Genomic DNA, 14,260 nt, shown 5'->3' with positions numbered 1-14,260 from the left:
CAAGGGAAATCGAATCAGGGGTTCATGGCAAGGCGCGTCCGGCGCTGCACAACGTGCAGCCCAACCAGCGCGAGACCTGCTGCCGCAATCACTGCACCGACGATCGGTACAGCCGCATAACCCAGGCCTGCGGAGATGGCCGCACCGCCCGCAGCCGCGCCCAGCGCGTTGCCGAGGTTGAATGCGCCCACGTTGACAGACGACGCAAGGCCCGGCGCTTCAGCCGCAGCACGCATCACGCGCATCTGCAGCGGCGGCACGACCGCGAACGTGGCAATGCCCCACACCAGCAACGCGGCGGCTGCACCGACGTGCGTCTTGGCCAAAACGGGAAACGCGAGCATCGTCACGATCAGCAGCAACAGAAAGCCGATCAGGCTGCCGTCGAGCGAGCGATCGGCCAGACGGCCGCCGGCGATGTTGCCAATCGAAAAACCGATGCCGATCAGCACCAGCATCGCCGTCACGAATGCCGGCGAGGCGCCGGTCAGTTGGGCGAGCGTCGGCGCGACGTACGTGTAGAGCGTGAACATCGCGCCCGCACCGAGCACCGTGGTGGCAAGCGCGCCCAGCACGACGGGACGTGTCAGCACGGCCAGTTCCGCACGCAGGTTGGGCATCTTGCCGGCATCGCCCTTCGGCAACGCGGCGAACAGACCCGCGATGGCGATCAGGCCCAGGCTGGCCGTGGCGGCAAACGACATTCGCCAGCCGATCATCTGTCCAAGCCACGTCGCGGCCGGCACGCCGCCGACGTTGGCGATCGTCAATCCCATAAACATCGTGGCCACGGCGCTGGCCTGCTTCTCGCGCGGCACGAGGCTCGCGGCAACCACCGAACCGAGCCCGAAGAACGCGCCGTGGTTGAGGCTGGTGACGAGCCGCGCGAGCAGCAGCGTCGTGTAATCCGGCGCAACGGCCGACAACAGGTTGCCGATGGTGAAGATGCTCATCAGCGCGATCAGCGCCTTACGCCGCGGCCAGCGTGCGAGCAGCAACGTCATGATCGGCGCGCCGACCATCACGCCGATCGCGTACGCGCTGATCAGCATGCCCGCCTGCGGAATCGATACATGCACGCCGTCGGCAATCACGGGCAGCAAGCCCATCGGCGAAAACTCGGTGGTGCCGATGCCAAAGGCGCCGGCGGCAAGCGCGAGCAGCGGCAGCGTCGCGCTGCTACGCGTGGGCTCGGCGGAAGTGGGGGTGGGGTTCATGCGGTGTACTCCAAAGCAGAGGAATGGAAAGCGGGCAGAACCTCTGCCGCGATTTCCGCAAACGTTTCAGCAAGCGGGCGACGATTTCGGCGGAAATGCAGCCCGATATGCTGCACACCGGCCTCGCGCATCGCTGCCAACTCTTCGGTCAGTGCGATGCGCCCGGCGCGTGCGCCAAAGCGATGGCGTTGCAGCGGTTCGTGCGGGTCATCCGTCAGATCGAGGTGGATGAAGCTCACGTAGGGCTTGTCGCCGGCAACGGCACGCCACGCGGCGGCGCGTTGCGCGTGATCGGCCGGGGTGCCCGGATAGGCGAGGCAACCGTCTATGTGTGTGCCGATCCAGGCCGGCGTCTGTTGCGCGAGGCCGGCCACCAGCAGCGGGAGCGGCGCGCGCATGGCCGGCAGAACCTCCACGCCGGCGGGCAAGCTGCCGCGCGCGCTGTCACGCAAAAGCGCGATCTGGTCACGGAAGCTTTCCCCGCGCGATTCGAAGTCGCGGCCGAACAACGGATATTCGACGGGTCGGTCACCGCTGGCCACACCGAGCATCAGACGACCGCCGCTCAGCTCCTGGATCGTTGCGGCCGATTTGAGCGTCAGCAGCGGCTCGCGCAGCGGCAGCACCACGGCGGCCGTGCCGAGCAGGATGTTGCGCGTGATGCCGGCCAGGTAGCCCAGGTACGTGAAGACTTCGAACACCTGCGCAGCATCGCCGAATGCGGGGTCATACACCGGCACATCGCGTACCCACAGGGCACGAAAGCCGAGCGAATCGGCGAGTCTGGCGAGGGTTGCGTGGTGTTCGATATCGGGCACACCGTGGCGGCGCCCGTCATGCAGGCGCTTGGCGTCGCCGGTGGCGGACCAATCGTTGTCGAGCGGCAGTTCAATGCCGATGGTGAAGCCGCCGTGGGTCAGTTTGTCGAGTACGGGGGGCATGGTCGTGATCGGGTCAAAAGGCGCGCTGCGGGCGATGCGTTCGCTATCAGCGCAATGAGCATGGACCGCAGTGTGCGTGTTCCACCTTTGCAGAAAAACCCAGCCGTCTACGAAACAGTCTTGATTGGCAATCAACAATCCATGCATCTCAGAACGCACTCCGGGTTGGCAATACACCAGGAGGCAGGTTTTTCCCAAATATGTCACATCGTGATATATTCCGGCCTGAACCGTTTGATTCCGCCATGGCCACCCCCGCTCGACCTTTGTCCAAGCAGGATTTCGAGAGCCTCTCCGATTTCCGCTACCACCTGCGCCGCTTCCTGCGCGCCTCTGAAGACCTCATCCACGCCAAGGGCATCACGCCGCTGCAGTATCAACTGCTGCTGCACGTGAAAGGCTATGCCGGGCGCGAATGGGCCACCGTCGGCGAACTGGCCGAGCGGCTGCAGGCCGCGCCGCATGGCACGGCGGCGCTCATCACGCGTTGCGAAGAAGCGGGCCTTGTCGAACGCCGCCAGAGCGACACCGACGCGCGCCAGGTGGAAGTGCACCTTTCCCGGAAGGGTGACCACCTCGTCGCGCTGCTGGCCGGGTTGCATCAGAGCGAGCTGTCGGCCTTCAGCCGCGCTTTCAAGATCCCCCACCTCGATCACCCTGCCGAACCCTCCGCCGAGCAGTAACGTCATGCACACCCTTGAACACCACCAGCACCGGCGCGACTTTGCGACCGACACCACGCTGTTCCGCACCACCGCGCTGGCGGTCGTCATCGCTGCGTTTGCCACGCTGGCCGCCGTGGTGCTGCTCAATCTGATCCGTTTCTTTACCAACCTGTTCTTCTTCCAGACGCTGTCGCTGGCGGATCGCTCGCCGGCAACCAACACGCTGGGCGCATGGGTGATTGCGGTACCGCTCATCGGCGGGCTGATCGTCGGGCTGATGGCGCGCTTTGGCTCGGAGAAGATTCGCGGCCACGGCATTCCCGAGGCCATCGAAGCCATCCTCTTCGGCAAGAGCAAGATGTCGCCGAAGGTGGCGGTGCTCAAGCCGCTGTCCTCGGGCATCGTAATCGGCAGCGGCGGCCCGTTTGGCGCGGAAGGCCCGATCATCATGACGGGCGGCGCGATTGGCTCGCTGTTCGCGCAGTTCTTCAAGCTGACGGCCGCCGAGCGCAAGACGCTGCTGGTGGCCGGTGCCACGGCAGGCATGACGGCCGTGTTCGGCACGCCGGTGGCTGCGCTGCTGCTCGCGGTGGAACTGCTGCTGTTCGAATGGCGCCCGCGCAGCATGCTGCCCGTGGCGGTGGCGTGCGCCGTGGCGGGCTTTCTGCGTGTGCTCGCGCTGGAACCCGGCCCCCTCTTCCCGCTGGAAACCGCACCGGCGACGCTCTCGGCGCTAGGCTCGTGCGTGATCGCCGGGTTGCTGTGCGGCGCGCTTGCACGCTCGCTGTCGATGGCGCTGTACAAGACCGAAGACCTGTTCGGCCGCCTGCCGATCCACTGGATGTGGTGGCCGGCCATCGGCGGTCTGGTGGTTGGCATTGGCGGCTATTTCGAGCCGCGTGCGCTGGGTGTCGGCTACGACGTCATCGGCGATCTGCTGCACAACCATCTCGCTATCCGCGTGGCGCTGGCGCTGCTGGTGGTCAAGGCCATCATCTGGGTCATCGCGCTGGGTTCCGGCACGTCGGGCGGCGTGCTCGCCCCGCTGCTGATGATGGGCGCCGGCTTGGGGGTGCTGATCGGTCCCGTGCTGCCGGGTGGGGACCCGGGCCTGTGGCCGCTCGTGTGCATGGCCGCCATGCTGGCCGGTGTGCTGGGCGCTCCGCTCACGGCCATCGTCTTCGCCTTCGGGCTCACACACGATGTGAATGCGCTGCTGCCGATTCTGCTGGCGGTGGCAGTGTCCTACGGCTTTGTCGTGCTGACCATGCCGCGCTCGATCATGACCGAGAAGATCGCGCGCCGCGGCTTCCACATCTATCGCGAATACGCCGTCGATCCGCTCGAGCGTCACGCCGTGGATGAGGTGATGACGCGTTCGGTGCAGACGATCGACGCGCAGGCCACGCTGGCCGATACACTCGCCAACCGCTTTGGTGCCAAGCAGGCACACCGCGCGTTTCCGGTGGTGCAAGGTGGCCCAGATGGCGCGTTGATCGGCATGCTCGACCGCGATGCGCTGCTGGCGGGCCAGAAGCGCGGCGCCATCACCGTTGCCGAATTGTTTGGTGCGAATGCTCCCGTGATGGCGTTGCCTGGTGAGACCTGCCGCATCGTCGCTACGCGCCTGGCAGTGCATGGGTTGGAGCGGCTGCCGGTGGTGGCCGACTCGCAATCGCGCGCGCTGGTGGGCATTGTTTCACGCAGCGATCTGGTCAAACCCTCGCTGGCATTCTTTGATGAGGAACAGCGCCGAGAGCGCTTCCGCCGTGTGCCGCTGTCGGGCACGCGCACCCAGCTCGAACTTCGCCGTCGCCGCGCGGGCCGCGTCGCGCGCTAGTCTCAGCCGGCCACGTGCCGGTTGCGCCCGCTTTCCTTGGCCCGATACAGCGCCAGGTCGGCGCGCTTGAGCATCTCCGACGCGGTATCGCCCGGCCGGCAGACCGTCATGCCCATGCTGACGGTCATCGACAGCCCGGTCGGGAAACTCTCGTCCGTCTCGGCCACCGCCGTACGCAGGCGCTCCGCTACCTCGGTGGCCGTTTCCAACGTGGTGCGGCCCATCACCATGGCGAATTCCTCGCCACCCAAACGCCCGACCAGATCACTGCTGCGCAGCACGCCCGTGGCAAGCGACGCAAAGCGCTGCAACGCCATGTCCCCCACAGCGTGGCCCCACGTGTCGTTGATGCGCTTGAAGTGATCCAGATCGGCCAGCACAAGCACGAGCGGTTCGGCGCGGTTGTGGGAACGTGCAAGCACCGTGTCGAACAGCGCCAGGAAGCGGCGGCGCGTCAGCACACCCGTGAGATGGTCGAAATGCGCCTCATTGGCGAGCGCGCTGTTGGTGCGCTGCAGCCGCTGGTTGAGATGGCGCGTTACACGGTGATGCTGGCGCTCGCGCACCAGAGACCACGCCACCAGCACGAACGTCACCAGCACGCTCACGAACAACACAAAGCCGATCGCGCGGTTGCGCGCATGGTTGGCGAGCTGCTGGCCCCACGCAGGCAGCGGCTCGGCCACGACGATGGTGAGGTCCGCACTGGCATTGCGCGACACGGTGAGCGAAGGCATCGCACTGCCCTCACGCCAGGCCAGCGTGTCCCGCACCTCAGCCGGCACCCACCCCGGCACATCGTGATGCGCGCTGGCGGTGGGTTGATAGGGCCAGGGCTCGAAATCGACGCGCTGGTAGGCGTTGTACCGGTCGCTGGCACCCATGCGCTGCAGGCGCGCATCCGGCAGGATCTTCCCCACCAGCGACGCATCTGTCGACAGAATGATCAACCCGTTTGGATCGGTCACCAGCGATGTCGGGTGCGACACCCAGTGCTGCAGCCTCGCGAGGCTCACCTTAGTGCCCATCGCCGCGACTAGGTATCCACCGGCGTCATACACCGGCGCAGCGAAGAACAGGCCCGGCACGCCCGTCACCCGGCCCACCGTGAACTGCTCGCCCAGGCCGCCCAGCATCGCCTCCTTCATGTACGGCTGCATGCTCGACTGCACGCCGACAAACGAATCAGGATGACCGGCGTTATTGGCGAGCACCACGTAGTTGTGCTCGTTGACGACCCACACGTAGTCCAGCCCGAGATTGCCAGCGGTCGCGTTCAGGAACGCATCGATATCGACCACTTCCGGGTGTGACATCGCCTCTTCAGCACGCGAGCCCTGATCCATCAGGTTCCAGCGCCGGGTGTCGACGCGCGCCACGGCACGCGGGATGGCGTCGATCTGTGCGAGCGTCTGCGGCAGCGCGCGCAGCAAGGCCACGTCGGCCGTGATCTGGCTCGACATCCCTTCCGCCACCTGCGCAGCCAGCTGGCGGCGAGCATCGACCATCTGCTGCATGTCGCGTGCGCCCATCGAATCCGCCACGAAGCTTGCGGCAAACCATGAGACTCCTACGCCCACCACCGCCGCCGACAGCCAAAGCGCCAACCGCGCAACGCGCAGCCGGGCGCCGTGCGACGACGTTGCAGGTGCGGGCGCGGGCACCTTCATGTCAGGCCTCGCTGCTCAGGAAATCCGCCACCGTCGGGTAGCGCAGCGCCACGCGCAACTCGCGCGCAAGCCGTGTATTGCACAGCCGGCGCGATTCGCTCATGAACGACAGCAGCGCCGGCTCGATCTGCTGAACGGCCTCGGCCCGCGAAATGCGCGGCGGCCGCTGCAAGCCTCGTGCGTCGGCCACGGCATCAAAGTAATCGCCCATGCGCAGCTCCGATGCATCGCTGGCATGCACAACGCGCTGCGGTTTCCCCCGGAACAGCGCGGCAATGACGGCGCGCGCAAGGTCGTCGGCGTGAATGTGGTTGGTGTAGACATCGTCTTCCGCACGCAAGGCGGGCGTACCGCGTTCGAGCCGCGCGACGGGCAGCCGGTCCGCCGCATAGATGCCTGGAATGCGCAAAATCGACGTGCGCCAGCCGCCGCCCGCACCGAACCAGCGCACGCGGCGCTCAGCGGCGACACGGCGTTGGGCACGGGCCGTGGTTGGCTTTACTGTGCGGGATTCGTCGACCCAGGCACCGCCCGCATCGCCGTAAACGCCACTGGTGCTGGCATACACGAACGCACGCGCTTGGAGGCGAGTTTTCAAGCGGCCAGTGAGGCCACCCGACCTGCGTGCCCGCTCGGGTAAAATGCGACGTTTTGTGGCCGGGGAAACCGGGGCCGGCCGCGTCAGCGCGTGCAGTAACGCGGCGGTACGCGGATCATCGTTGCCGATAGCGGGCGGCGGCGCCAGATGCAGCACGCGGGGGCTTAAACCTCGCAGGCGGCGCAGCGACGCGGGATCGTCCAGATTGGCGACAATCGGCACGGCGCCGGCTTCGCGCAACGAAGCGCGACCTTCAACGCGCGAGGTGACGGCGAAGACGCGAAAACGCGTGCGGAGCATCGCCAGGCAGCGTTGCCCGACATCGCCGCAGCCGACGATCAGCACGCGGGGAAGGCCCAAGCGCAGTGCAGTTTTGGATGGCCAAGCGGCTGACTGATTCACCATCGGACGTGCTGCCGGATTGACCATCGTTGCATGCCCAGACGGGCGACCAGACACACTTTTCAACATATTCGGATTGTAGTATGGCTTACCAGATCAACGTGCTGCCCAGCGGCCGCCAGTTCCAGGCCGAAGACGGCGAGACCATCCTTGCAGCGGCGCTGCGCCAGGGCATCGGCCTGCCATACGGCTGCAAAAACGGTGCGTGCGGTTCCTGCAAGGGCCACGTGCGCGAGGGCTCCATCGTCCAGGGCAACCACTCGCCCAACGCGCTGTCCGCCCAGGAAGCCACCGAAGGCCGCGCGCTGTTCTGCTGCGCTACGCCCGCCACTGACATCACGATTGAAGTGCGTGAGGTGCAAGGCGCCGGCGACGTACCCATCAAGAAGATTCCGTGCCGCGTAGCATCGCTGGAAAAGGCCGCGCCGGACGTCACCATCGTCAAGCTGCAACTGCCTGCCACCGAGCGTATGCAATTTCTGGCCGGACAGTATGTGGAATTCCTCCTGCGCGACGGCAAGCGGCGCAGCTACTCGATCGCCAACCCGCCCCACGAGGAAGGCCCGATCGAGCTGCATATCCGCCACATGCCGGGCGGTGCATTTACCGACTACGTGTTCGGCGCCAAGGAAGGCGCCCCGGCCATGAAGGAGCGCGACATCTTGCGCTTCGAGGGGCCGCTGGGCAGCTTCTTCCTGCGTGAAGAATCCGACAAGCCGATCATCCTGCTGGCCTCCGGCACCGGTTTCGCGCCCATCAAGGCGATCATCGAGCACGCCCAGTTCATCGGCAGCACGCGTCCGATGACGCTGTACTGGGGCGGCCGCCGCCCGCAAGACCTGTACATGCACGCCAAGGCCGAAGAATGGGCGCGCACGCTGCCGAACCTCACCTACGTGCCGGTCGTCTCCAACGCCTTGCCGGAAGACGCGTGGACGGGCCGCACCGGCTTCGTTCACCAAGCGGTGATGGCCGATCACCCCGATCTGTCGGGCTACGAGGTCTACGCCTGCGGCGCGCCGGTGGTGATCAACTCGGCTCGCGCGGACTTCGCCGCCCAATGCGGAATGCACCCGGACGCGTTTTTCGCCGATTCCTTCACCTCAGAGGCCGATCTCCATCCGGCCGGCTGACGTTGCACAAATCCCAAGAAGGTCAAAATTTCGTTTTGACTTGACTTGGCATCCGTCTTATTCTTGCGCCTTATGAACCAAGCACTGCACCTCCGACGCCGCCGTACGTTGCTCCCTCCGGGAAGCCACGCGGCTGTCTGCTGATTGCATATCGGGTTCACAGGATTCGACGATCACAAGGCCACGGGGCAACCCCCGTGGCCTTTGTCTTTTTCCAACTCGTGTTTTTTCGGTTTTTCATCTTCCTGCCGCCTTTTTCTGGAGCTTTGCCATGGCGTTTGCTGACTACCCCGTCCAGTCCCTGATGTACATCACCAACCGGCCCGAGATCGTCTTCACCGAAGGCAAGGGCTCGTGGCTGACGGACCACAACGGCAAGCGATACCTGGACTTCGTGCAAGGCTGGGCCGTCAACTGCCTCGGTCACTCCAACGACGGCATGATCGAAGCGCTGAACGCGCAGGCCCGTAAGCTGATCAACCCGAGCCCGGCGTTCTACAACGAGCCGATGGCCAAGCTGGCCGGCCTGTTGACCGCGCACAGCTGTTTCGACAAGGTGTTCTTCGCCAACAGCGGCGCCGAAGCCAACGAAGGCGCCATCAAGCTCGCCCGCAAGTGGGGCAAGAAGCATAAGAATGGCGCGTTCCAGATCATCACGTTTGACCACAGCTTCCACGGCCGCACGCTCGCCACGATGAGCGCGTCGGGCAAGGCCGGCTGGGACACCATCTTCGCGCCGCAGGTACCAGGCTTCCCGAAGGCCATCCTGAACGACATCGCGTCGGTGGAAGCGCTCATCACGGACGAGACTGTCGGCGTGATGCTTGAGCCGGTGCAAGGCGAAGGCGGCGTCCTGCCGGCCACGCCGGAATTCATGCAGCAACTGCGCGCGCTGACCAAGAAGCACAAGATCCTCTTGATCGTTGATGAAGTGCAGGCCGGTTGCGGCCGCTGCGGCACGCTCTTCGCCTATCAGCTTTCGAACATCGAGCCGGACATCATGACGCTGGGCAAGGGCATCGGCGGCGGCGTGCCGCTCTCGGCCCTGCTGTGCACGGATGAAGTTGCCAGCTTCGAGGCCGGCGACCAAGGCGGCACTTACAACGGCAACCCGCTGATGACGGCCGTCGGCTGCTCGGTGATCGAGCAACTCCTAGCCCCCGGCTTCCTGGCCGGCGTGCAAGAACGCGGCGCCTATCTGCGTACGCAACTACTTAAGCTGAGCGAAGAGTTCGGCTTGGCCGGCGAACGCGGTGACGGCCTGCTGCGCGCCCTGCTGCTCGGCAAGGACATCGGCGGCCAACTGGTCGAAGCTGCACGCGAGATGAACCCGACGGGCCTGCTGCTGAACGCCCCGCGTCCGAACATCCTCCGATTCATGCCCGCGCTCAACGTGACGACCGAAGAAATCGACACGATGATCGGCATGCTGCGCACGCTGCTGAAGGCGCACGCCTAACACGCATCGTTCGACCCGGGGCGGCGCGCAATGCGTCGCCCTTCATCGCTCCATCGCTGCTCCCACTCTGAGGTTTGCCATGGCCGTGACGCGAGAAATTCCGGCCACGGGGATCGTGTTGTCTGATGATTCCGCGTGGCTTCCGCTGGACGACATCTACACCTTCCTCTCGCAGGAAACGTTCTGGGCCCGCGGCCTGCCCCGCGATGTGTTTGACCGATCGGTCGCGAACTCACTGTGCTTCGCCGCCTATCGTCGGAACGGCGATGGCTCGCACGGCGACCTCGTGGGCTTTGCGCGGGTCATTACCGATCGTGCGACGTTTGCGTATCTGTGCGATGTATTCGTGTTGCCGGCGTGGCGTGAAAAAGGCGTCTCGCACGCGCTGATGGATTTCCTGCGCGAGCATCCGGAACTGCAGACACTTCGCCGCACTGTGTTAGTGACAACGGGCGCCGACTGGCTTTACCGCAAGCATGGCTTTGCCGATGTGCGCGAGGGCGTCGGGTTCATGCAATTGCATCGACCGAACATCTACACAGCAGCATCTGCCTGAATCGTCGGGCACGCGCAAAGAAAAAGCCCCGCAATTGCGGGGCTTTTTCATGATGCTTGAGGGTGCTTATTCGCCCAGGTAGGCGGCACGCACCTTCGGATCGTCGAGCATCTGCTTGGCATCGCCGCTCATGGTGATGAGACCGGAGTCCATCACGTAGCCGCGGTGCGCTGCCTGCAGCGCCAGGCGCGCGTTCTGCTCAACGAGCAGCACGGTCACGCCTTGCGCCGAGATGTCGCGCACGACCTCGAAGATCTTCTCCACCATGATCGGGGAGAGACCCATCGACGGCTCGTCCAGCAGCAGCAGCTTCGGTTGGCTCATCAGCGCACGCGCCATGGCCAGCATCTGCTGCTCGCCGCCCGACATCGTGCCGGCCAGCTGGTTTGCACGTTCCTTCAGGCGCGGGAAGATGCCGAACATGCGGTCGATATCGGCCTTGATCTGGGCCTCGTCGTTGCGCGTGAAGGCGCCCATCTGCAGGTTCTCGACGATGGTCATGCGCGCGAACACGCCGCGGCCTTCCGGCACCATCGCCAAGCCCTGCTTGAGCAGGTTGTAGCTCGGCACGCCCTTGATGGACTTGCCCAGATACTGCACGTCACCGCCGGCCCAGCCTTGCAAGCCGGTGATGGCCTTCATGGTGGTCGTCTTGCCGGCGCCGTTGGCACCGATCAGCGTGACCAGCTCACCTTCGCGAATCTCCAGATCCACGCCCTTGACCGCCTGGATGCCGCCGTAAGCGACCTTCAGGCTGTCGATCTTCAACATTACTGGTTTCATATTCCGTTCCTCTGCGTCAGTGCGCTGACGCGCCGAGGTAGGCCTCGATCACCGCCGGGTTGGTCTGCACTTCCTGCGGCAGGCCTTGTGCGATCACCTTGCCGTAATCCAACACGGTCAGGCGGTTGCACAGGCCCATCACCAGCTTCACATCGTGCTCGATGAGCAGGATGGTCTTGCCGTCGGAACGGATCTTGTCGAGCAGGCCACGGAGCTCCACCTTTTCAGTGGCATTCATGCCGGCAGCCGGTTCGTCCAGGGCCAGCAGCTTTGGCTGCGTGGCCAGGGCACGCGCGATTTCCAGACGACGCTGGTGACCGTACGACAGGTTGCGCGCCGTGTAGTTGGCGTACTTGCCGATGCCGACGTAGTCCAGCAGATCGTGCGCCCAGTCTTCGATGGAGGCTTCTTCCTCGCGTGCCGCCTTGGTGCGGAACACCGCGCCGATCAGGCCGGCCTTGGTCCGCACGTGGCGGCCCACCATGACGTTCTCCGCCGCAGTCATGTCGCCAAACAGGCGGATGTTCTGGAACGTGCGCGCAATACCGGCCTTGGCCACTTCGTGCACGGCGGTGGGCTGGTAGGGCGTGCCGCCCAGCACGAACTCGCCTGCGTCAGGCGTATACAGGCCCGTGATGACGTTGAAGAACGTGGTCTTGCCGGCGCCGTTCGGGCCGATCAAACCGTAGATTTCGCCTTCGCGAATTTCCAGGCTCACGTCGGACAGCGCTTGCAGGCCGCCGAAACGCTTCTGGACTCCTCGGATCGAGAGGAGGACGTTGTTGTTGCTCATGTGCGTGCCTCCATCAGATACGGGACAGTCCACCAGCCCGCTGCTTCTGCGGACGGTCTTCCTTGCGCGGCGAGGGCCACAGGCCCGCGGGGCGATACAGCATCACCACCACCATCGCCAGGCCGAACAGCAACTGACGCAGCACTTCCGCTTCCACGATCACATGGCCGAACAGCTTGTTCTGCACCGGCTCGGCCAGCGCGCGCAGCAGTTCCTGGAAGCCCACCAGCAGAATGCCGCCCAGGATCACGCCCGGGATATGGCCCATGCCGCCGAGCACCACGATTGCCAGGATGTAGATCGACTCCCACAGCACGAACGATTCCGGCGACACGAAGCCCTGGAACGACGCGAACATCGCACCCGACACGCCACCGAACGACGCACCCATCGCAAAGGCCAGCAGCTTGATGTTGCGGGTGTTGATGCCCATCGCCTTGGCAGCGATTTCATCTTCACGCAGCGCCACCCACGCGCGACCGATACGCGAGTTCTGCAACCGCAGGCACACGATGATGATGATCGCGGCCAGGAACACGAACAGGTAGTAGTACATGTAGACCGAGTCGAAGCGGATGCCGAAGAAGTCATGGCGCTTCGAGAAGTCGAACCCGAAGATCTTGACCGGCTCGATCAGGTTGATGCCCTTCGGACCGTTGGTGATGTTCACCGGGCGGTCGAGGTTGTTCATGAAGATCCGGATGATTTCACCAAAGCCCAGCGTCACGATGGCGAGGTAGTCACCGCGCAGCTTCAGCACCGGCGTGCCCAGCAGAATGCCGAACAGCGCCGCCAACCCGGCACCCAGCGGAATCACCCACCAGACGATCAGGTGCAACCCATTGGGGAACAGGTTGTGGATCCACTCAAACTGATTGGAAAGGTGCGGCGAACCCAGCAACGCCATCATGTAGGCGCCCACCGCGTAGAACGCGATGTAGCCCAGATCAAGCAGGCCGGCAAAGCCCACCACGATGTTCAGGCCCAGGGCCAGCATGATGTACAGCAGCGCGAAGTCCAGCACGCGCACCCAGTAGTTGCCACCTGCGGCACCCACGATGAACGGCGCGAAGATCGCGAGGATCAGGAAGCCGTACAGCGCGGCGCGCGTCTTCATCGGCGCTTTGAAATTTTCTGTCATGGCGCTCCCCTTCTTATGCGCGGTCCGCAACGCGTTCGCCCATGATGCCGGACGGGCGGAACAGCAGCACGCCAATCAGCACGATGAATGCGAACACATCCTGGTAGTTCGAACCGAACACACCGCCAGTCAGATCGCCGATATAACCGGCACCCAGTGCTTCGATCAGGCCCAGCAGCATGCCGCCAACCATGGCGCCTGCGAGGTTGCCGATGCCGCCCAGCACTGCGGCGGTAAACGCCTTCAGGCCCGGGATGAAGCCCATGTAGAAGTGAGCGTTGCCGTAGTTGGTCGCCATCATCACGCCAGCGACCGCAGCCATGGCAGCGCCGATCATGAAGGTGGCGGAGATCACGAAGTTCGGGTTGACGCCCATCAGGCCTGCCACACGCTGGTTCTCGGCGGTAGCGCGCATCGCGCGGCCAAGCTTGGTGCGGTTGACCAGCAGGATCAGCCCAACCATCACCAGGATCGAGACCACGATGATGACGATTTCCTTGCCCGTAATCGTTGCGCCGGTGGAGCCGATATCAATCGGGCTCGAAGGCAGCAGTTGCGGGAAGGTGAGCGGGTTGCGCGACCAGATCATCATCGCAAGCGTCTGCAGCACGATCGACACGCCGATGGCGGTGATCAGCGGCGCCAGGCGCGGTGCATTGCGCAGCGGCCGGTAAGCGACGCGTTCGATGGTGTAGGCCACGATGGCGCAGACCGGCATTGCAAACAGCAACGCAAACACCAGCGTGAGCCAGTCAGGCAGATTGGGGAAATACTTTTGGAGGAAGTTGATGGCAGTCAGGGCAGACATTGCCCCAACCATCAGAACATCGCCGTGGGCGAAGTTGATGATGCCGAGAATACCGTAGACCATGGTGTAGCCAAGTGCGATCAGCGCGTAAATGCTGCCGAGCACCAGACCGTTCACGATCTGCTGGATAAAGATATCCATGAGAACAGCTCCTGCTATGCCTTGCTTTGTTGTAGGCGACGGGATGACGTGCCCGCAAGGTATGCGATCAATCGGATGGGTAAGGTGAGGTTGCTGGTAAGCGGCCTGCCGAC

The 14,260-nt window shown here is 64.4% G+C and carries 13 protein-coding genes; 5 read left to right on the top strand and 8 right to left on the bottom strand.

From position 1 onward, the window contains the following. Positions 1-14: 14 nt before the first annotated feature. Complete coding sequence (locus ACEN9T_RS12885; protein WP_413707892.1) at positions 15-1,217, bottom strand: MFS transporter; 1,203 nt, start codon at positions 1,215-1,217, stop codon at positions 15-17. Then, complete coding sequence (locus ACEN9T_RS12880; protein WP_413707891.1) at positions 1,214-2,158, bottom strand: TIGR03571 family LLM class oxidoreductase; 945 nt, start codon at positions 2,156-2,158, stop codon at positions 1,214-1,216. Before ACEN9T_RS12880 ends, ACEN9T_RS12885 begins: the two co-directional genes overlap by 4 nt. 245 nt (positions 2,159-2,403) lie before the next feature. Between ACEN9T_RS12880 and ACEN9T_RS12875 the strand changes: the two genes are divergently transcribed. Both ACEN9T_RS12875 and ACEN9T_RS12870 read left to right on the top strand, forming a co-directional pair. After that, positions 2,404-2,841 (top strand): MarR family winged helix-turn-helix transcriptional regulator, encoded by a 438-nt coding sequence (locus tag ACEN9T_RS12875; protein ID WP_092972820.1) that lies wholly within the window; start codon positions 2,404-2,406, stop codon positions 2,839-2,841. 4 nt (positions 2,842-2,845) lie between these two features. Next, the gene (locus tag ACEN9T_RS12870; protein WP_413707890.1) at positions 2,846-4,663 is read left to right on the top strand and encodes a chloride channel protein; all 1,818 of its coding nucleotides are present in this window, start codon (positions 2,846-2,848) and stop codon (positions 4,661-4,663) included. Positions 4,664-4,665: 2 nt separating this feature from the next. Here the strand turns inward: ACEN9T_RS12870 and ACEN9T_RS12865 are convergent, their stop codons facing one another. Further along, positions 4,666-6,333, bottom strand: a complete 1,668-nt coding sequence (locus ACEN9T_RS12865) for a sensor domain-containing diguanylate cyclase (RefSeq protein ID WP_092972816.1) — start codon at positions 6,331-6,333, stop codon at positions 4,666-4,668. 1 nt (position 6,334) lies between these two features. Then, a complete protein-coding gene (locus tag ACEN9T_RS12860; protein WP_413707889.1) occupies positions 6,335-7,336 on the bottom strand; it encodes an NAD-dependent epimerase/dehydratase family protein in 1,002 nt (333 codons plus the stop codon). Between the two features lie 80 nt (positions 7,337-7,416). Here ACEN9T_RS12860 and ACEN9T_RS12855 point away from each other — a divergent pair, with 80 nt between their 5' ends. The 3 genes from ACEN9T_RS12855 (at position 7,417) to ACEN9T_RS12845 (ending at position 10,481) form a co-directional block, all read left to right on the top strand. Next, on the top strand, positions 7,417-8,466 hold the full coding sequence (locus tag ACEN9T_RS12855; RefSeq protein WP_413707888.1) for a CDP-6-deoxy-delta-3,4-glucoseen reductase: 1,050 nt from the start codon (positions 7,417-7,419) through the stop codon (positions 8,464-8,466). A gap of 271 nt (positions 8,467-8,737) precedes the next feature. Beyond that, complete coding sequence (locus ACEN9T_RS12850; RefSeq protein ID WP_092972812.1) at positions 8,738-9,925, top strand: acetylornithine transaminase; 1,188 nt, start codon at positions 8,738-8,740, stop codon at positions 9,923-9,925. Between the two features lie 79 nt (positions 9,926-10,004). Then, positions 10,005-10,481 carry a GNAT family N-acetyltransferase gene (locus ACEN9T_RS12845; RefSeq protein ID WP_413707887.1) on the top strand — a complete coding sequence of 159 codons (477 nt, stop codon included), beginning with the start codon at positions 10,005-10,007 and terminating at the stop codon, positions 10,479-10,481. 66 nt (positions 10,482-10,547) lie between these two features. On the opposite strand, the gene ACEN9T_RS12840 is transcribed toward ACEN9T_RS12845, so the two are convergent. The 4 genes from ACEN9T_RS12840 to ACEN9T_RS12825 are packed head-to-tail and all read right to left on the bottom strand — an operon-like array spanning position 10,548 to position 14,147. Further along, positions 10,548-11,264 carry an ABC transporter ATP-binding protein gene (locus ACEN9T_RS12840; RefSeq protein WP_092972809.1) on the bottom strand — a complete coding sequence of 239 codons (717 nt, stop codon included), beginning with the start codon at positions 11,262-11,264 and terminating at the stop codon, positions 10,548-10,550. 16 nt (positions 11,265-11,280) lie between these two features. Then, complete coding sequence (locus ACEN9T_RS12835) at positions 11,281-12,057, bottom strand: ABC transporter ATP-binding protein (protein ID WP_092972807.1); 777 nt, start codon at positions 12,055-12,057, stop codon at positions 11,281-11,283. A gap of 13 nt (positions 12,058-12,070) precedes the next feature. Continuing rightward, positions 12,071-13,198 (bottom strand): ABC transporter permease subunit, encoded by a 1,128-nt coding sequence (locus ACEN9T_RS12830; protein WP_092972805.1) that lies wholly within the window; start codon positions 13,196-13,198, stop codon positions 12,071-12,073. Between the two features lie 13 nt (positions 13,199-13,211). Then, the gene (locus ACEN9T_RS12825; RefSeq protein ID WP_092972803.1) at positions 13,212-14,147 is read right to left on the bottom strand and encodes a branched-chain amino acid ABC transporter permease; all 936 of its coding nucleotides are present in this window, start codon (positions 14,145-14,147) and stop codon (positions 13,212-13,214) included. Positions 14,148-14,260 lie beyond the last annotated feature (113 nt).

Source organism: Ralstonia sp. Ralssp110 (assembly GCF_047325135.1).
Taxonomy (GTDB): domain Bacteria; phylum Pseudomonadota; class Gammaproteobacteria; order Burkholderiales; family Burkholderiaceae; genus Ralstonia; species Ralstonia mojiangensis.
This window is presented reverse-complemented; position numbering and strand designations above follow the sequence as displayed.

Coding starts and splice junctions, on each gene's coding strand:
- ACEN9T_RS12855 (WP_413707888.1), top strand. CDS start 7,417: ATGGCTTACCAGATCAACGTGCTGCCCAGCGGCCGCCAGTTCCAGGCC.
- ACEN9T_RS12885 (WP_413707892.1), bottom strand. CDS start 1,217: ATGAACCCCACCCCCACTTCCGCCGAGCCCACGCGTAGCAGCGCGACG.
- ACEN9T_RS12860 (WP_413707889.1), bottom strand. CDS start 7,336: ATGGTGAATCAGTCAGCCGCTTGGCCATCCAAAACTGCACTGCGCTTG.
- ACEN9T_RS12830 (WP_092972805.1), bottom strand. CDS start 13,198: ATGACAGAAAATTTCAAAGCGCCGATGAAGACGCGCGCCGCGCTGTAC.
- ACEN9T_RS12825 (WP_092972803.1), bottom strand. CDS start 14,147: ATGGATATCTTTATCCAGCAGATCGTGAACGGTCTGGTGCTCGGCAGC.
- ACEN9T_RS12880 (WP_413707891.1), bottom strand. CDS start 2,158: ATGCCCCCCGTACTCGACAAACTGACCCACGGCGGCTTCACCATCGGC.
- ACEN9T_RS12865 (WP_092972816.1), bottom strand. CDS start 6,333: ATGAAGGTGCCCGCGCCCGCACCTGCAACGTCGTCGCACGGCGCCCGG.
- ACEN9T_RS12835 (WP_092972807.1), bottom strand. CDS start 12,057: ATGAGCAACAACAACGTCCTCCTCTCGATCCGAGGAGTCCAGAAGCGT.
- ACEN9T_RS12850 (WP_092972812.1), top strand. CDS start 8,738: ATGGCGTTTGCTGACTACCCCGTCCAGTCCCTGATGTACATCACCAAC.
- ACEN9T_RS12875 (WP_092972820.1), top strand. CDS start 2,404: ATGGCCACCCCCGCTCGACCTTTGTCCAAGCAGGATTTCGAGAGCCTC.
- ACEN9T_RS12870 (WP_413707890.1), top strand. CDS start 2,846: ATGCACACCCTTGAACACCACCAGCACCGGCGCGACTTTGCGACCGAC.
- ACEN9T_RS12840 (WP_092972809.1), bottom strand. CDS start 11,264: ATGAAACCAGTAATGTTGAAGATCGACAGCCTGAAGGTCGCTTACGGC.
- ACEN9T_RS12845 (WP_413707887.1), top strand. CDS start 10,005: ATGGCCGTGACGCGAGAAATTCCGGCCACGGGGATCGTGTTGTCTGAT.